Origin of the sequence: Pseudomonas sp. Irchel 3A7 (assembly GCF_900187565.1) — a bacterium.
GTDB lineage: Bacteria > Pseudomonadota > Gammaproteobacteria > Pseudomonadales > Pseudomonadaceae > Aquipseudomonas.
On record NZ_FYED01000006.1, the window covers coordinates 160847 to 178515 of the forward strand.

Annotated in this window: 14 protein-coding genes; 5 read left to right on the forward strand and 9 right to left on the reverse strand. The window is 59.6% G+C overall.

Annotated features, from left to right (window positions below; genetic code table 11):
- Window positions 1–7 precede the first annotated feature (7 nt).
- The 9 genes from xylB to CKW21_RS12140 all read right to left on the reverse strand — a co-directional run bounded on the left by xylB (window position 8) and on the right by CKW21_RS12140 (window position 10834).
- Complete coding sequence (gene xylB, locus CKW21_RS12100; RefSeq protein WP_095194199.1) at window positions 8–1504, reverse strand: xylulokinase; 1497 nt, start codon at window positions 1502–1504, stop codon at window positions 8–10.
- Between the two features lie 131 nt (window positions 1505–1635).
- A complete protein-coding gene (locus CKW21_RS12105) occupies window positions 1636–3108 on the reverse strand; it encodes a mannitol dehydrogenase family protein (protein ID WP_095194200.1) in 1473 nt (490 codons plus the stop codon).
- 17 nt (window positions 3109–3125) lie between these two features.
- Window positions 3126–4229 carry an ABC transporter ATP-binding protein gene (locus CKW21_RS12110; protein ID WP_095194201.1) on the reverse strand — a complete coding sequence of 368 codons (1104 nt, stop codon included), beginning with the start codon at window positions 4227–4229 and terminating at the stop codon, window positions 3126–3128.
- A 157-nt stretch (window positions 4230–4386) separates the two neighbouring features.
- Window positions 4387–5217, reverse strand: a complete 831-nt coding sequence (locus CKW21_RS12115; protein ID WP_095194202.1) for a carbohydrate ABC transporter permease — start codon at window positions 5215–5217, stop codon at window positions 4387–4389.
- A gap of 10 nt (window positions 5218–5227) precedes the next feature.
- A complete protein-coding gene (locus CKW21_RS12120) occupies window positions 5228–6127 on the reverse strand; it encodes a carbohydrate ABC transporter permease (RefSeq protein WP_256590212.1) in 900 nt (299 codons plus the stop codon).
- A 250-nt stretch (window positions 6128–6377) separates the two neighbouring features.
- Window positions 6378–7688, reverse strand: coding sequence for a sugar ABC transporter substrate-binding protein (locus CKW21_RS12125; protein WP_095194204.1), 1311 nt, complete (start codon window positions 7686–7688; stop codon window positions 6378–6380).
- A gap of 343 nt (window positions 7689–8031) precedes the next feature.
- A complete protein-coding gene (locus tag CKW21_RS12130; RefSeq protein ID WP_095194205.1) occupies window positions 8032–8937 on the reverse strand; it encodes an AraC family transcriptional regulator in 906 nt (301 codons plus the stop codon).
- 174 nt (window positions 8938–9111) lie between these two features.
- Window positions 9112–10401 (reverse strand): glycosyltransferase, encoded by a 1290-nt coding sequence (locus CKW21_RS12135; RefSeq protein WP_095194206.1) that lies wholly within the window; start codon window positions 10399–10401, stop codon window positions 9112–9114.
- Between the two features lie 67 nt (window positions 10402–10468).
- Entirely contained in the window at window positions 10469–10834 is a 366-nt protein-coding gene (locus CKW21_RS12140) for a response regulator (protein ID WP_095194207.1), read from the reverse strand.
- Between the two features lie 249 nt (window positions 10835–11083).
- Between CKW21_RS12140 and CKW21_RS12145 the strand changes: the two genes are divergently transcribed.
- The 5 genes from CKW21_RS12145 to CKW21_RS12165 all read left to right on the forward strand — a co-directional run bounded on the left by CKW21_RS12145 (window position 11084) and on the right by CKW21_RS12165 (window position 17628).
- Entirely contained in the window at window positions 11084–14575 is a 3492-nt protein-coding gene (locus CKW21_RS12145; protein ID WP_095194208.1) for a response regulator, read from the forward strand.
- A complete protein-coding gene (locus CKW21_RS12150; RefSeq protein WP_095194209.1) occupies window positions 14575–15408 on the forward strand; it encodes a protein-glutamate O-methyltransferase CheR in 834 nt (277 codons plus the stop codon). Before CKW21_RS12145 ends, CKW21_RS12150 begins: the two co-directional genes overlap by 1 nt.
- Window positions 15405–15998 (forward strand): chemotaxis protein CheB, encoded by a 594-nt coding sequence (locus CKW21_RS12155; protein ID WP_095194210.1) that lies wholly within the window; start codon window positions 15405–15407, stop codon window positions 15996–15998. Before CKW21_RS12150 ends, CKW21_RS12155 begins: the two co-directional genes overlap by 4 nt.
- Window positions 15992–17173 (forward strand): hybrid sensor histidine kinase/response regulator, encoded by a 1182-nt coding sequence (locus CKW21_RS12160; protein ID WP_095194211.1) that lies wholly within the window; start codon window positions 15992–15994, stop codon window positions 17171–17173. Before CKW21_RS12155 ends, CKW21_RS12160 begins: the two co-directional genes overlap by 7 nt.
- A 77-nt stretch (window positions 17174–17250) precedes the next feature.
- Entirely contained in the window at window positions 17251–17628 is a 378-nt protein-coding gene (locus CKW21_RS12165; RefSeq protein WP_095194212.1) for a response regulator, read from the forward strand.
- Window positions 17629–17669: the final 41 nt, after the last annotated feature.

Below are 17669 nucleotides of genomic sequence, written 5' to 3' on the forward strand. Positions count from 1 at the left end.
TCACTCTTTAAAGGGTTGCGACATGCTGTTGATAGCGTTCATAGGCCTTTTGCGAGGCTGTTACGTTTTCGGCAATCGGCAGGGTTTCACTGGCCTGGTCGAGTTTCACGCAACGCGCGCACAGATCGGCCAGACTGTCCTCTTGCCCGTTTGCCCAGGACTTGCACCAGGCCGCCTGAATCGCCGCGCCAAGGGCGGCGGCTTCACTTTGCTCGGTGCAGATCACGGGGCTGTTCATGGTATCGGCGACGATCTGGCGCCACACCTGACTTTTCGAGCCACCGCCGATCAGGCAGATGCTGCGGCTTTGTAAGCCATTGTGGCGCATCAGGTCCAGCCCATATCGCAATCCGAACGTGGTGCCTTCGACCACGGCACGGCACAGGTTGGCCCGGGTCAGATTGGTCATGGTCAAGCCCAGCACGCTACCGGTGGCGTGGGGCAGGGCGGGGACACGTTCACCGTTGAGGAACGGCAGCATGCACACTCCTTCGGCCCCGATGGGGGACTGGCTCACCAGGTCGTTGAAGGGTTTGATGTCCAGTTCCAACAGTTCACGAATGACGCCGGTGGCATTGGTCAGGTTCATGGTGCAGATCAGCGGCAGCCAGCCGCCACTGGAAGAACAGAAGGTCGCGACCGACGCATCCGCGCTGATTTTCGGCTGGTCGGCATAGGCGTAAACCGTGCCGGATGAACCGAGGCTTATGGTGATCGCGCCGGGCTGGATGTTGCCGGTGCCGATGGCACCCATCATGTTGTCGCCGCCGCCGCTGGACACCAGCGCTTGCGGGTTGATGCCCAGGTGTTCGGCGATACCCGGCAGTACGGTGCCGACAGCCGCGTGGGCGTCGATCAGTTCCGGCAGCGCGGCTTGCAGGCGCCCGGTGGGGTCAATGTCGCGCAGTAACTGCAAATCCCACTGACGGCTGCGCACGTTGAAGTAGCCGGTGCCGGAAGCATCGCCGTATTCGCTGCAACTGCGGCCGGTGAGCCAATAGTTGAGGTAGTCATGGGGCAGCAGGATGCGGGCGATACGGGAAAAGACTTCCGGGTGTTGCTCTTTGGTCCACAGCAGCTTGGACAGGGTGTACCCCGGTGCGATAACCACGCCAAGGCGTTCCAGCGAGCCCTTTTCGCCGCCCAGATGAGCCAGCAATCGATCGTTTTCCGCGATGGTTTCGGTGTCGCACCAGAGTTTGGCCGGGCGCAGGACCTGGCCCTGATCGTCGAGCAGCACCAGGCCATGTTGCTGGCCGGAAACGCCGATGCCGAGGATGTCCATGCCGTCGACATTGGCCGCCAACAGCGCGCGGCGGGTGGCGAGGGTGAACGCTTCCAGCCATTGCGTGGTGTCTTGCTCGCGACGACCGTTGGCGCCGCTGATCAGCGTATGCGCCGCCGAGCCCTGGCCCAGGACCTGGCCGCTGAGGGCATCGAGGATAAGGGCTTTGGTACCTTGGGTGCCGCAGTCGATGCCCAGGAATAGTTGTCGGGTTGCCATGGAAAAGTCCTTGGTGTGTCAGGTCGATCTCGGTGAAGCCCTTCGCGAGCAGGCTCGCTCCCACATTTGAAATGCATTCGCCTGTGGGAGCGAGCCTGCTCGCGAAGACGGCAGTGCATCCACTGCCTTACTTAAGCCAGCACCCGCTCCAGAGTCCGCGTCACCCCAACCTCCCGCAAACTGTTGCAACACCACTCAAACGCCGCGACAAACTCCGCCGAACGCGGTATCGCCGAACCAAAAATCTCCTCGACCCCCAGCAACCGCTGGGTGATCAATGCATCGTCGGCCACCAATGCCTGACAGAACGCCGCCCGCGGATCAGGAATCGAGTAAGTGTCGCCATGCTCATCCACGCCCTTCAAATACAACGCCCAGGCCGCCACCACCAGCGCCGCACGCCTGGTTTCCCGGCCATCGGCGATCAAGCGGTTGATCGTGGGAACGGTGAACTTGGGAAACTTCGACGAACCATCCGAACACACGCGCTCCAGTTGATCGGCAATGGCCTGATTGGAAAAGCGCGCCACCAGAGTGTTCTTGTACTCGGTCAGGTCGATCCCCGGTACCGGCGACAGTTGCGGTGTGACGTCTAGGTCCATGTAGGCGCGCATGTAACGCACGAACAATGGGTCGTTCATGGTCTCGTGAACAAAACGATAGCCCTTCAAAAAGCCCAGATACGTCAGCGCCAGATGACTGCCGTTGAGCAGCTTGATCTTCATCTCTTCGTAAGGCGTGACGTCGTCGGTGAACTGCACGCCGACCTTTTCCCAGGCCGGGCGGCCGTTGACGAATTTGTCTTCCAGCACCCATTGCACAAACGGCTCGCAGACCACTGGCCAGGCATCGTCCACGCCGTGCTTGTCCGCCAGTTGCAGGCGATGTTCGGTGCTGGTCATTGGCGTGATGCGGTCGACCATGGCATTGGGGAAGCTCACGTTGCCCTCGATCCAGTCCCGCAACCCGGCATCCCGCAGCGCGGCAAAGGTCAGCAATGCCTTGCGGGTTACCGCGCCGTTGTGCGGCAGGTTATCGCAGGACATCAAGGTAAATGCCGGTGTGCCTTGCGCCCGGCGTTTGGCCAGCGCGGCGCAAAGGAAACCGAACACGGTTTTCGGTGCATCCGGGTGCGCCAGGTCGTGCTGGATCTGCGGCAGATGGGCCATGAATTCGCCAGAGCTGTCATCGATGCAATAGCCGCCTTCGGTGATGGTCAGCGAAACGATGCGGATCTGCGGATCGGCGAGTTTATCGATCAGCGCCCGGGCACTGTCCTCGGCCAGCAGCATGTCACGGATCGCCCCGATCACCCGGATTTCGGTGTCGTCGGTATCACCCAGTTCGAACAGGGTGAACAGGCAGTCCTGCTCCTTGAGATCGTCCCGGGCGCGACGATCCTCGGCACGCAGGCCGACGCCGCAGATAGCCCAGTCCAGGCCTTCGCCCAGGTTCATCAACGCGTCGGTGTAATACGCCTGATGGGCGCGGTGGAAACCGCCGACGCCGATATGCGCGATGCCCTGGCGAGTGTCGCTCAGGGAGTAGGCGGGCAGCACTACCTCGGGGGCGAGACGGTTGAGGTTTTGTTTGTTCAGTTTCATCACAAGCACTCGATAAGTCAGGCGGCAGCGCGCAACGGGCGGGTCAGCGCCACGCCGTTGGCATCGAATAAATGACAGTGGCCGGCATCCAGGTGCAGGCTCAGGGTTTCGCCGTAGCGGCTGGCCAGGTCACCGCGAACGCGCAGGGTCAGGGCTTCGCCGGAAGCGGTCCGCACGTGACAGAAGGTGTCGCTGCCCAGGCGTTCGCTGACATCGGCGGTGACTTGCAAGGTGCAGTCGCCCGGCTTGGCCAACTCCAGATGTTCCGGGCGGATACCCAGGGTGACGGCGCCGCCGACGCTCAGGTTGGCGCCGCTCAGCGGCAGGCTGATGCGGGTGCCGGCCTCCAGTTGCACTTCGCAGCCCTGGCTGTCGACCCGGGTGACCTGGCCCTTGAGGAAACCCATCTTCGGTGTGCCGAGAAAGCCTGCGACAAACAGGTTGGCCGGCTGGTGATACAGGTCCAGGGGCGAGCCGACCTGCTCGATCTTGCCGCCATTGAGCACCACGACCTTGTCGGCCATGGTCATGGCTTCGACCTGGTCGTGGGTCACGTAGATCATGGTGGCTTGCAGTTCTTTGTGCAGGCGCAGCAGCTCCAGGCGCATCTGCACCCGCAGGGCGGCGTCGAGGTTGGATAACGGCTCATCGAACAGGAAGATTTTCGGGTTGCGCACGATGGCCCGGCCAATCGCAACGCGCTGGCGCTGGCCACCGGACAACTGTTTCGGCTTGCGTTCCAGCATCGGCCCCAGCTCGAGGATGCGCGCCGCTTCGCCGACTTTTTTCTCGACTTCGGCTTTCGGCACGCCAGCCAGATCGAGGGCGAACGACATGTTCTTGCGCACGCTCATGTGCGGATACAGGGCATAGGTCTGGAACACCATCGCCAGGTCGCGTTTGGCCGGGCTGACCTCGGTGATGTCACGCCCGTCGAGTTCAATGGTGCCGCCGCTGACTTCCTCAAGGCCGGCGATCAGGCGCAACAGGGTGGATTTGCCGCAACCCGACGGGCCGACGAACACCACGAATTCCTTGTCGTTCACTTCCAGGTCGATGCCCTTGATGATGGAAAAGCCTTCGAAGCCTTTTTGCAGATTCTTGATTTTCAGGTTGGCCATGGTGATGGGCCTCCGCTTGTTTTTATTCAGTTGAGCCGGGCGTGCTTTTCTGTGGGAGCGAGCCTGCTCGCGAATGCGGTGTGTCAGTCGACATCAACATTGACTGGCGCACCGCTTTCGTGAGCAGGCTCGCTCCCACAAGGAATCGGATCGATCTTCATTTCACGGCGCCAAACGACAGACCACGCACCAGTTGTTTCTGGCTGATCCAGCCGAAGATCAGGATCGGTGCACAGGCCAGGGTCGAGACCGCCGACAACTTGGCCCAGAACAACCCTTCGGGGCTCGAATACGAGGCGATCAACGCGGTCAGTGGGGCGGCTTTCGACGAGGTCAGGTTCAGCGACCAGAACGCTTCGTTCCAGCACAGGATCAGCGACAGCAGCACGGTGGACGCCAGGCCGCCCTTGGCGATCGGCAGCAGTACCCGGAGCATTTCCTGCCACAGGGTGGCGCCGTCCAGGCGGGCGGCTTCGAGGATGTCCTTGGGAATGTCCTTGAAGTAGGTGTAAATCATCCAGACCACGATCGGCAGGTTGATCAGGGTGTAGATCACGATCAGCGCGATGCGTGTGTCGAGCAGGCCGAAACTCTTGGCCAGCAGGTAGATCGGCATCAACACGCCCACCGGCGGCAGCATCTTGGTGGAGAGCATCCACAGCAGTGTGCCTTTGGTGCGCTGGGTTTCGTAGAACGCCATGGAGTAGGCCGCCGGCACCGCAATCAGCAGGCACAGGGCCGTGGCGCTGAAGGAGATCACCACCGAGTTCCAGGCGAAGCTGAAGTAGTCGCTGCGCTCGTTGATGTGCAGGTAGTTCTCCAGCGTTGGCGTGAAGATGAACTGCGGTGGCGTGGCGAAGGCGTCGATTTCGGTTTTGAAGCTGGTCAGTACCATCCAGAAAATCGGGAAGAAGATCAGGATGGCGATGGCCCAGGCCAGGGTGCCGAGCAGCAGGCTTTGCAGGCGGCGGGATTGTTGTAGGGTCATGGCGCGGGCCTCAGGCTTTGTCGGTCAGGTTTTTGCCGATCATCCGCACCAGGACGATGGCCGCGATGTTGGCAATCACCACCGCAATCAAGCCGCCGGCAGATGCCATGCCGACGTCGAACTGAACCAGCGCCTGGTTGTAGATCAGGTAGGCGAGGTTGGTCGAGGCGTAGCCGGGGCCGCCGTTGGTGGTGGTGAAGATTTCGGCGAATACCGAGAGCAGGAAGATGGTTTCGATCATCACCACCACCGCAATCGGCCGCGCCAGATGTGGCAAGGTCAGGTGCCAGAAAATCGCGATCGGTCCGGCACCGTCCAGGCGCGCGGCTTCCTTTTGTTCCTGGTCGAGGGACTGCATGGCGGTCATCAGGATCAGGATCGCGAAGGGCAGCCATTGCCACGAGACAATGATGATGATCGACAGCAGCGGGTAGTGCGCCAGCCAGTCCACCGGTTGCGCGCCGAACAGCTTCCAGACGTAGGCGAGAATCCCCGACACCGGATGGAATATCAGGTTTTTCCAGATCAGCGCGCCGACGGTGGGCATGATGAAGAACGGCGAGATCAGCAAGACCCGCACAATGCCGCGACAGAGAAAGTCACTGGCCTCCAGCAGCGCGCTGATCAACACCCCCAGCACCACGCTGATCAACAGCACGCTGCCCACCAGTAGCAAGGTGTTGGTGGCACCGGGCATGAACCCCGAATCCGTGAGGAAGTAAGTGAAGTTCTCCAGCCCGACGAATTCGTTTTCGCCGGGGTAGAGCAGGTTGTAGCGGATCATCGAGAAGTAAACAGTCATGCCCAGCGGCACGATCATCCACAACAGCAGCAACGCCACCGAAGGGCTGACCAGAAACCAGCCGGGGTTGGTCAACCGGCTTTTACGCAGCGGTTGGGGGAGTTCCATGTGAGCTTTGGCAGTTGAAGTATTCATGGCGTAAACACCGATAAGAAACAGACAAATGAACCACTGTGGGAGCGAGCCTGCTCGCGAAGGGGCCGGGACTGCCGATGCATCTTCTGCGACTGGACCACCGCTTTCGCGAGCAGGCTCGCTCCCACAATGACGTCATTGGACCTGTGGGAGCGTGGCTTGCCCGCGATGGAGGCAACGCGGTGTCCGGGTAATCAGGACAGTCGCAACCACCGCACTGTTGTTATTTGGGATAACCCGCGCGCTTCATCTCGCGTTCGGTGGTTTGCTGGGCGGCGGCCAGGGCCTGGTCGACCGTGGTCTGGCCGATCAATGCCGCCGAGAACAGTTTGCCGACCTGGGTGCCGACAGCCTGGAATTCGGGGATGGTCACCAGCTGGATGCCGATGTACGGCACGGGTTTGGCGCTCGGCTTGCCCGGGTCCGCCGCCTTGAGCGATTCCAGGGTGACTTTGGCGAACGGCGCGGCATTCATGTAGGCCTCGCTGTAAGTCGAGGCCCGGGTACCGGGCGGTACGTTGGCGATGCCGTCTGTCTTGGCCACCAGTTCGCCGTACTCCTTGGACGTGGCCCAGGCGCTGAAGGTTTTCGCCGCGTCCTTGGCCTTGGAACTGGTCGGGATCGCCAGTGCCCAGGAGTACAACCAGGCCGAGCCTTTGTCGGTGGCTTCATCGGGCGCGAAGGTGAAGCCGACGTGGTCGCTGACCTTGCTCTGGGTCTTGTCGGTGACGAACGAGCCGGCGACGCTGGCATCGACCCATATCGCACATTTGCCGCTGTTGAACAGCGCCAGGTTTTCGTTGAAACCGTTGCTCGAAGCACCCGGAGGGCCGGATTGTTTCATGGTGTCGACGTAGAAGTTCAGCGCGTTTTTCCACTCGGGGCCGCTGAATTCCGGTTTCCACTGCTCGTCGAACCAGCGTGCGCCGTAAGCATTGGCGACGGTGGTGATCAATGCCATGTTCTCGCCCCAGCCGGCCTTGCCGCGCAGGCAGATGCCGTACTGTTCTTTATCCTTGTGGGTGAGCTTGCTGGCGAATTCGCCGATCTGGGTCCATGTCGGGCGCTCGGGCATGGTCAGGCCGGCGTCCTTGAACAGATCGGTGCGGTAATAGGTGATCGAGCTTTCGGCATAGAACGGCAGGGCATACAGCGAACCCTTCACCGACAAGCCTTCACGCACCGAGGGAAACACATCGTCGAGGGCATAGCTGGCAGGCAGATCCTTCATCGGTTCCAGCCAACCCTTGGCGCCCCAGAGTGCGGCTTCGTACATGCCGATGGTCAGCACGTCGAACTGCCCGCCCTGGGTGGCGATGTCGGTGGTCAGGCGCTGACGCAAGACGTTTTCTTCGAGCACCACCCAATTGAGCTTGATCTGCGGATGCTCGGCCTCGAAGGTTTTCGAGAGCTTCTGCATGCGGATCATATCGCTGTTGTTGACGGTGGCGATGGTCAGGGTCTGGGCGCCGAGGCTGACGCTGCTGAGGGTCATGCAGGTGAGGGCTAGCAGAGCTTTTACAGAAGGTTGCATCGTGCACTCCTTTTCTGCACCCGGCGGGATACAGAAGGACAGTTATTGTTTTTGTGTCTTCCGACGGCAGGAAGAATGTGCGCTGATTACAGCCTTCAATTGAGGGCGAGACAAATCATCCCTCGCACTTGGATTGATACTATTTTGCACTGGGGTTGGGGGTGGTTAACGTAGAGAAGGGCTTTTCAGCGAGGGGGCGGTATCGGATACGTACAGGTTTCAGCTGTGAAAACAGGCCATAACCTGTGGGAGCGAGCCTGCTCGCGAATGCGGTATTTCAGTCAAAAAACCTGTCGCCTGACACATCGCTTTCGCGAGCAGGCTCGCTCCCACAGGGGTGTGCTCAGGTGAGGTTCTGCTCGGTCAGCCGCTGCACCACCAACCGCCGATAGTGCGACGGGGTCATGCCCTTGAGCTGCTGGAAGCGCCGGTTGAAATTGGAAATGTTGTTGAAGCCTGATTCGAAGCACACATCGGTCACCGGTTTGTCGCCATCGGCCAGCAGCTCGCAGGACTTGCTGATGCGCAGGCGATTGACGAACTCGATGAAGCAGCGTCCGGTGGCCTGTTTGAACACCCGGCTGAAGTACGTCGGCTTCATGCCCAGATGCTCGGCGACTTCCTCCAGCGTCAAGTCCCGGGCGTAGTGAGCGAAGATGTAATCCACCGCCCGGTTGGTGCGGTCGATGTTGTGCTCGTCCGCCAGTTGCGGCGTGGTCGCGCCGGACAGCAACTGGTAATCGTCGCAGGCCGCGAGCACTTCCAGCAGTATGAAAAAGTGCCCGAGGCGGGTCATTCCTGTGGTATCGGCAATGCGCTGCATCAGCTCCATGGCTTTGCGAATCGTCTGCTTGCAGCGAAATTCGATGCCGTACTGCGCACGCTCCAGCAACGGCGCGAGGGTCTTGAGCTCGGCGAACACCTGATAGCCGCTGTCGAACAACTCGTCGGTGAAATTGACCAACATGTCGCGCTTGGCCACCACCTCGTCTTCGGCGACCTGGCTGATCCAGTTGTGGGGCAGGTTGGGGCCGGTGAGGAACAGGGTTTCAGGGTAGAAATTACCGATGTAGTCGCCGATGAATACCTTGCCGGAGCTGGCGACGATCAGGTGCAGTTCGTATTCCTTGTGGAAATGCCAGCGCACCAGGGGGCAGGGGAAGCCATGCTGGCGATAGATGATGGACAACCCGTTGTGGTCGTCCATCAGCTCATAGGAAGGGTCGGTCACTTTGGCAGTGCGGTTCATATCGGGACGCTTTTGTTGTTATCGCCCGCTGATCATGCCTCGTTCGGGGCAGCCATGCCAATCGACGGATCACCCCCTGTAGGAGCGAGCTCTGCTCGCGATGGTCGTCAACGATAACGCGCCCTGCCTGAATGATCGCGGTGTCCAGACGTTTTTCGCGAGCAGAGCTCGCTCCTACAGACGGTTTTTCGCTTCGATCCATTGCGCCATGTATTGCGTACTCTTGTGCTGATGATGACGCAGCATGCTGCCGGTGAAGTTATTCCGTCTGATGGGCGGCAGATGTTCCAGGCAATGCTCAATCCTGGCAATCAAGGCAGGACCATGAACACGCTGCTGGTAACGATTGACCAGCAGCTGCAGTCCTTGTGCCTGCGCATCCAGCCATCGGCGCTTGTCCTGGTGGAGTTGCACGGCACTGTCGGCGAATGCCCGGGCCGTGCGGGTCACCGCCCCCGGCCATGGTTCCTCGCCATGCATCGCCTCTGCACCCACCGGCGTCGTGACATTGGGCGTGCCAGTGAGCATCGCATCGACAATCTTGCCCTTGACCCCGGCACCGAAACGCAGCGGCGCCAGACACACCCGTGCCGCCGACATGACCTGCAGCGCATCCTCCGCCCAGTTCATCACATGGAAACCCTGGGCCGGGTTGTGCAGGGCAGTCGCCTTGGGCGGTGTGTAGGCGCCATAGATGTGCAATTGAGCACCGGGCAGTTGCGCACGGATCAGCGGCCAGATTGCGGTTTTCAGCCAGAGCACCGCATCCCAGTTGGGGGCGTGGCGGAAGTTGCCGATATGCAGAAAGTGCGCACGCGCTTCGAATGGCACGGGCGCCGTACTCGGCAGATCAACCATCAACGGACACCAGTGCAACAGATCCCGGGGCAACTTGAATTGCTCGACCAGCAATTCGATTTCCACCTCGGAGATCATCAGGTTCAAGTCGCAACGATAAATCGCCGCGATCTCCCGTTTAGCCAGATCCGTGTCGGCCATGAACTCAAACTCTTCACGCAACGCCGGTGCGAACAGTTCGCTGAAATCATTGGCATCATCGCTGGCCTTCAAACGCTGCTTGAGCCGCTGGTGTCGGGCGTCGCGCAGGCTTTGCAGGTCCGAGGTCTCAAGCACCCGCAGCGCATCGGGGCAGTATTTTTCAACGCGCCAGCCGAACTGTTCTTCCATCATGAAGCGATCGAACAACACCACATCCGGGGCCAACTCGCTGATAAAAGTGTCGAAACTGCTGTCGTTCAGCTCGATCGGTACTTCGTCAATGCCCAGTGCTGCCAGGTCTGCCCGGTGTTCGCCGGAGCGTGCGGGACTGCTGAAGGTGATGTCCCAGCTGTGCTGCCGGAAGCTCTCGAGGATTTGCATCATATGCCCGCCTGCTGCGGAAGAGCGGGGCTCGGGCCAGACGTAACCAATGACCAGGACTTTGGTTGCGCGGGGCTGACTCATGAACGGGGATTCCTTGAAACGGGCAAAGGGCAGGGGAAAAAGGGGAGTGATTAAACCACGGCGGGTATCAGGATTTGTCGAGGATACTTTTGACCTTGTCACGCAACTGATCAATGGAGAACGGTTTACCGATCACATGCATGTCCGCAGGCACCTCAATGTTTTCGGCATAACCGCTGGCAAACAGGATCGGCAGCGTGGGGCGCAGCGAACGCGCCTCGTTGGCCAGTTCCCGCCCGTCCATTATCGGTAGCCCGACGTCGGTCATCATCAGGTCGATGTGGCGATTCAGGTCGTTGAGCAATGCCAGAGCCTGCTCACTGCCGTCGGCCTCCAGCACCTTGAACTCCAGCTCCTCCAGCACATCGACAATCAGCATGCGCACGATGGAGTCGTCTTCGACAACCAGAATGGTGGAGGCGTTGGCAGGCATAGTGAAAGTCTCGAGGTAATTGGGTGGTTGCCGGTCAATCGAAATCGCCGACCCTATTGCATGAGTAAGTGGCGGATCCCGACAAGTTCCCAACGCGCTATAAAAAGAATAGTGGAAAGGATAACCGCATCCTCTGGTGCGGTAGCAGCTGAATGTAGGACTTTGCGCCATAACCCGTGAGAAAGTTGGATCGATGCGTCGGTTTTGGGGCAAACTCCTTGTTTTTCACCCGTTCAACAAGGCTTGACTATGACCTCCGTGTCTTCGGTTGATGAGCAACGATTTCGTAAACTCCTGAGCCGCAACATCAGCCTGCCGCTGGGCGTCGGCGCCATCAGTGCGGTTTTTTTCGTGTCGCTGATCACGTACCTGCTGTCGACGATCCAGTGGGTCGAGCACACGGACCGGGTGATCAATAACGCCAATGAAGCGGTCAAGCTGACGGTCGATCTGGAAACCGGCATGCGCGGTTTCCTGCTCAGTGGTGACGACAAGTTTCTCGAACCCTATGAAACGGCCAAGCCGCGAATCGAGGTCGTGCTCAATACCTTGCTGGAGTTGACCGCCGACAATCCGGTGCAGACCGACCGCCTGCACCGCCTGCAAGCCTTGCAGGTGGAGTGGGCCGACTACGCGCAATCCATGATCGATTTGCAGCGCACCAGCGGTGACTACCGCAGCGCGGTGCGGGCCGGAAAGGGCAAACGCCTGACCGATGAGATCCGCAAGCAGTTCGAAGATGTGATCGACATGGAGCAACAGCTGCGCGCCGCCCGTAACGAGGAAGTACGCCGCACCACGATCTGGAGCATTGCCCTTTATCTGTTGTTCATCGCTGCCATCAGCGGGTTGCTGGCTTATATCGGTCGCCGCGATCTGATGAGCCTTTCAGAGCAGTACGGCGTCAACCTTGCCAGGCAGCAGGCCAGCGCCGAGCGCCTGGAGCGCCAGGCCTGGCTGCGCAATGGTCAGACCGAACTGGCCGAACAAGTGCTGGGCCAACTGTCCCTTAATTTGCTGGGACGCAACATTCTGCAGTTTTGCGCGCAGTACCTGGGCACCGCAGTAGCGGCCATCTACGTGCGTGAGGAGCACGGCGGACTCACGCGCGTGGCGTCGTACGGCCTGTCCCGCGAGCAAGAGGAGCGGGATCAACAGATTTACGGCGATGAAGGGATTGTCGGCCAGGCGGCGCAACAGGCGCGGCTGATTCGCCTGGACGATGTGCCGAGCAACTACTTCAAGGTCAGTTCCGGTCTCGGTGAAGGCCTGCCGCGCAGCGTGCTGGTGGTGCCGACCAGCGATGATGATCGGGTCAACGGGGTCATCGAGCTGGGTTTCCTGCGCCTGCCGGACGAGCGTGACATCGAATTGCTCGAGCTGATTGCCGGCAACATCGGCACCTCCATCGAAGCCGCGCGCTATCGCCAGCGCTTGCAGGAAGTGCTGGCTGAAACCCAGCAACTCAATGAAGAGTTGCAAGTTCAGCAGGAAGAACTCAAGACCGCCAACGAAGAACTCGAAGAGCAGTCGCGGATTCTCAAGGAGTCCCAGGCGCACCTGGAAACCCAGCAGGTCGAGCTGGAGCAGACCAACGAACAATTGGCCGAACAGGCCGAAGTTCTGGCCGAACAACGCGACGCCATGGACCTGAAGAATACCGAACTGAATCAGGCCCAGGCCCAGCTCGAAGAGCGCGCCGAGGAGTTGCAGCGCTCGAGCAAATACAAGTCGGAATTTCTCGCCAACATGTCCCACGAACTGCGCACGCCGCTGAACAGTTCGCTGATCCTCGCCAAGTTGCTGGCGGAAAACCCCCAGGAAAACCTCAGCGCCGAACAGGTCAAGTTTGCCGAGTCGATCTACTTCGCAGGCAACGACTTGCTCAACCTGATCAACGACATCCTCGATATTTCCAAGGTCGAGGCCGGCAAGCTGGAAATCCGCCCGGAGAACACCAGCGTGGCACGTCTGGTGGATGGTTTGCGCGGGATGTTTGAACCACTGGCGGCGGACAAACAACTGCAGTTCCACGTCGAGTTGCAGGATGGGGCGCCGGCCATGATGTTCACTGATCGCCAGCGTCTGGAGCAGGTGATCAAGAACCTGTTGTCCAACGCGGTGAAATTCACCGATAAGGGGCACGTCAGCTTGAGCGTGGCCTCGGCACCGCACGACGGTGTTGCGTTCATCATTCGCGATTCCGGGATCGGCATCGCCGAGGATCAGCAGGTAAGTATCTTCGAAGCCTTCCGCCAGGCCGACGGCACCACCAACCGCCGTTACGGCGGCACCGGTCTGGGCCTGTCGATTTCCCGCGACCTGGCAGCATTGCTGGGCGGTTCCATCAGTGTGTTCAGTACGCCGGGGCAGGGCAGCACCTTTACCCTGATCTTGCCCCAACAATACGTTGAACCGGGGGACGAGCCCGTTGAACCGATGCAAACCAGGCCGCTGGCGCACGTTCCGAATCCGGCGCCGGCACCGCTCAAGCCATTGATCGCCGAAGTCGATATCCCGCGTTTCAACGATGACCGCGGCAAGGCGCCGTTCACTACCCGCTGCATCCTGGTGGTGGAAGACGAGCCAAACTTTGCGCACATCCTCTACGACCTTGCCCATGAATTGGGTTATCAGTGCCTGGTGGCCCACGGCGCGGACGAAGGCTACGACCTGGCCCGGGAATTTGTTCCCGATGCGATCCTGCTCGATATGCGCCTGCCGGACCATTCCGGCCTGACCGTGCTGCAACGCCTGAAGGAACACGCCGAAACCCGGCACATTCCGGTGCATGTGATTTCGGTCGAAGATCGGGTGGAAGCGGCGATGCACATGGGCGCCGTCGGTTATGCGGTCAAACCGACCACCCGTGAAGAACTCAAGGACGTGTTTGCGCGCCTGGAAGCGAAATTGACCCAGAAGGTCAAGCGCGTGCTGCTGGTGGAAGACGATGATTTGCAGCGCGACAGCATTTCACGGCTGATCGGCGACGATGACATCGAGATCACCGCAGTCGGTTACGCCCAGGAGGCGCTGGACCTGCTGCGCACGACAATCTTCGACTGCATGATCATCGACCTCAAGTTGCCGGACATGCTCGGCGGCGACCTGCTCAAGCGGATGTCCACCGAGGACATCTGCTCGTTTCCGCCAGTCATCGTTTACACCGGGCGCAACCTGACCCGGGACGAAGAGGCCGAACTGCGCAAGTACTCACGTTCGATCATCATCAAGGGCGCACGCTCGCCCGAGCGCTTGCTCGATGAGGTGACACTCTTTCTGCACAAAGTCGAATCCCGGCTGTCCCATGAACGCCAGACCATGCTCAAGACCGCGCGCAGTCGCGACAAGGTCTTCGAAGGTCGCAAAGTGCTGCTGGTGGACGACGATGTACGCAACATCTTCGCCCTCACCAGTGCGCTGGAGCAAAAGGGAGCCGTGGTGATCATCGGCCGAAACGGACGTGAAGCGATTGCACGATTGAATGAAGTCGAAGACATCGACCTGGTGTTGATGGACGTGATGATGCCGGAGATGGATGGTTTCGAAGCCACTATCGAGATCCGCAAGGACCCGCGCTGGCGCAAGCTGCCGATCATTGCGGTGACGGCCAAGGCCATGAAGGACGATCAGGAGCGTTGCCTGCAAGCGGGAGCCAACGACTACCTGGCCAAGCCCATCGACCTGGATCGGCTGTTTTCGCTGATTCGTGTGTGGTTACCGAAAATGGAACGTATCTAGTGGAGGGCAATTTTTCAGTGGAGCGAAATAGCGAGATCGAATTGCGGCTGCTGATCGAGGCGATCTACCTCAAGTACAGCTACGATTTTCGCGATTACTCCGGCGCGTCAATCAAGCGCCGGGTGACCCACGCGTTGAGCCAGTTCGAGTGCAATACCATTTCGGCCTTGCAGGAAAAGGTCCTGCACGATCCCGCCGCCTTCATGCAGTTGCTGCAGTTGCTGACGATTCCGGTCAGCGAAATGTTCCGCGACCCTTCGCACTTCCTGGCGATTCGCCGGGAGGTCGTGCCACTGCTCAAGACCTATCCATCGATCAAGGTCTGGATCGCCGGTTGCAGCACCGGCGAAGAGGTCTATTCGATGGCCATCCTGCTGCGCGAAGAAGGCCTGCTCGATCGCACCATCATCTACGCTACCGACATCAATCCGCGCTCGCTGGAAAAAGCCAAGCAAGGGATTTTCTCGATGGAGAATGTCCGCGCCTACACTGCTAATTACCAGCAGGCAGGTGGCCAGCGTTCGTTCGCCGACTACTACACGGCGGCTTATGGTTATGCGATTTTCGACAAGTCGTTGTGTGAGAACGTGACCTTCGCCGATCACAGCCTGGCAACGGACAGTGTATTTTCAGAAACTCAATTAATTTCATGTCGTAACGTATTGATTTATTTTAATAAAAGCCTCCAGGATCGTGCATTCGGACTGTTTCACGAGTCCCTGTGCCACCGGGGCTTCCTGGTGCTGGGCAGCAAGGAAACCCCGGATTTTTCGGCCTTCGGCAATCAGTTCGAGCCGCTGGTCAAACAAGAACGGATCTACCGAAAATCATGAACGGTGCAACAGGTTTGCCTTCTATAGAAGCGATCGTGATCGGCGCCTCGGCCGGTGGCGTTGAGGCGCTGCTGAGTATTCTCGGGCCGCTGCGGGAAGGTTTCGCGCTGCCCATCATCGTGGTCCTGCATCTGCCGAACGAGCGCCGCAGTCAATTGGCGGAAGTCTTCGCCCGGCGGGTTGCCCTGCCGGTCATGGAGGCCAGTGACAAGACACCGATCGAAGCCGGAACACTGTATTTCGCAGCGCCCGGTTATCACTTGTCGGTGGAGCGGGACCGCAGTTTCTCCTTGAGCCTGGAGGACCGTGTGCATTATTCGCGGCCCGCCATCGATTATCTGTTCGAATCGGCCGCCGACGCTTACGGCCCGGCCCTGGCCGCGGTGTTGCTGACTGGTGCCAACCGCGATGGCGCCCACGGCATGACGCAGGTCAAGCGCCATGGTGGCCTGACAATCGTGCAGGACCCGGACGAGGCCCAGGTCGCGACCATGCCCCAGGCCGCGCTGGATATTCACCAGCCCGACCATATTCTCTCTATCCGCGGCATCGGCCGTCTGCTTGTCGAGCTGGAACGAATCGCATGCTAAGTCATATCCAGGCCAAACTGCTGATCGTTGACGATCTGCCGGAGAATCTGTTGGCACTTGAAGCGCTGATCAAGCGCGAAGATCGTATCGTTTTCAAAGCACAGTCGGCCGACGAGGCCCTGTCGTTGCTGCTGCAACACGAATTCGCCATGGCCATTCTCGATGTGCAGATGCCGGGCATGAACGGCTTCGAACTGGCCGAATTGATGCGTGGTACGGAAAAGACCAAAAACATACCGATCGTGTTCGTCAGCGCCGCCGGCCGTGAACTGAACTACGCGTTCAAGGGTTATGAAAGCGGTGCCGTGGATTTCCTGCACAAGCCGCTAGACATTCATGCGGTCAAGAGCAAGGTCAATGTGTTTGTCGAGTTGTTTCGCCAGAGCAAGGCCATGAAACAGCAGGTCGAAGCGCTGGAACAGAGTCGCCGCGAACAAGAGGCTTTGCTGGCGCAGTTGCAAAGCACGCAACGGGAATTGGAGCAGGCGGTGCGCATGCGCGATGACTTCATGTCCATCGTCGCCCACGAAGTGCGCACACCGCTCAATGGCCTGATCCTGGAAACCCAGTTGCGCAAGATGCACCTGGCCCGGGACAACGCTGCCGCGTTTACCCTCGATAAAATGCACGCCATGGTCGACCGCGACGAACGGCAGATCAAAAGCCTGATCCGCTTGATCGAAGACATGCTCGATGTGTCGCGCATTCGCACCGGCAAGCTGTCGATCCGGCCGACCTGCTTTGATCTGTCGGTGTTGGTTCGTAGTTTGTTACAGAATTTTTCCCAGCAGATCGAGGCCGCCGAGGCTTCCGTGACGCTTGAAGCCGAGCAACCGGTGATTGGCAAGTGGGATGAGTTCCGCATTGAGCAGGTGATTTCCAACCTGCTGACCAACGCCCTGCGATACGGAGCCAAGAGCCCGATCACCGTGAAGGTGTACAGTGACAACGCTGAGGCCCGGGTAGAGGTCCGTGATTTCGGGATCGGCATCAGTGAAGAAAACCAGCAACGGATTTTCCAGCAGTTCGAGCGGGTGTCGGCCAAGCATGCCGTCGCCGGACTGGGCCTGGGATTGTTTATTTCCGAACAGATTGTCACCGCCCATGGCGGTACCATTACCGTCGAAAGCCGGATTGGCGAAGGCGCCCTGTTTCGCGTTTGTCTGCCGCTGTAGGAAAACAGCCCGATAAACGCAACCTCTGATCGACCCCACGGTCGTATCAGCAGCTATTGACCGAACAAAGGCTTCCCATGAGTGAAGATGCACAAGATGTCGTACTGATCGTCGAAGATGACCCCTCGATTCTGATGGTACTGTCGGCCTATCTGTCGGGGGAGGGTTACCGGGTATTGCAGGCGGAAAACGGCGAACAGGCCTTTGAAATCCTCGCCAGCAAGCCGCACCTGGACATGATGATCACGGACTTCCGGCTGCCGGGCGGTATCTCCGGCGTACAGATCGCCGAACCCGCCGTGAAGCTGCGGCCGGAACTCAAGGTGATTTTCATCAGCGGCTACCCGCAGGAAATCCGCGAAACTGACAGCCCGATCACCCGTACAGCACCCATCCTGGCCAAGCCGTTCGACCTGGATGTGTTGCAGGAAATCATGCAGGACATGCTGTCCTGACGACTGTGAGCCTGGTAATGAACCTTGTGGGAGCGAGCCTG

Coding starts and splice junctions, on each gene's coding strand:
- CKW21_RS12155 (WP_095194210.1), top strand. CDS start 15,405: ATGAACGGTGCAACAGGTTTGCCTTCTATAGAAGCGATCGTGATCGGC.
- CKW21_RS12125 (WP_095194204.1), bottom strand. CDS start 7,688: ATGCAACCTTCTGTAAAAGCTCTGCTAGCCCTCACCTGCATGACCCTC.
- CKW21_RS12145 (WP_095194208.1), top strand. CDS start 11,084: ATGACCTCCGTGTCTTCGGTTGATGAGCAACGATTTCGTAAACTCCTG.
- CKW21_RS12135 (WP_095194206.1), bottom strand. CDS start 10,401: ATGAGTCAGCCCCGCGCAACCAAAGTCCTGGTCATTGGTTACGTCTGG.
- CKW21_RS12115 (WP_095194202.1), bottom strand. CDS start 5,217: ATGACCCTACAACAATCCCGCCGCCTGCAAAGCCTGCTGCTCGGCACC.
- CKW21_RS12130 (WP_095194205.1), bottom strand. CDS start 8,937: ATGAACCGCACTGCCAAAGTGACCGACCCTTCCTATGAGCTGATGGAC.
- CKW21_RS12140 (WP_095194207.1), bottom strand. CDS start 10,834: ATGCCTGCCAACGCCTCCACCATTCTGGTTGTCGAAGACGACTCCATC.
- CKW21_RS12160 (WP_095194211.1), top strand. CDS start 15,992: ATGCTAAGTCATATCCAGGCCAAACTGCTGATCGTTGACGATCTGCCG.
- CKW21_RS12105 (WP_095194200.1), bottom strand. CDS start 3,108: ATGAAACTGAACAAACAAAACCTCAACCGTCTCGCCCCCGAGGTAGTG.
- CKW21_RS12165 (WP_095194212.1), top strand. CDS start 17,251: ATGAGTGAAGATGCACAAGATGTCGTACTGATCGTCGAAGATGACCCC.
- CKW21_RS12120 (WP_256590212.1), bottom strand. CDS start 6,127: ATGGAACTCCCCCAACCGCTGCGTAAAAGCCGGTTGACCAACCCCGGC.
- CKW21_RS12110 (WP_095194201.1), bottom strand. CDS start 4,229: ATGGCCAACCTGAAAATCAAGAATCTGCAAAAAGGCTTCGAAGGCTTT.
- xylB (WP_095194199.1), bottom strand. CDS start 1,504: ATGGCAACCCGACAACTATTCCTGGGCATCGACTGCGGCACCCAAGGT.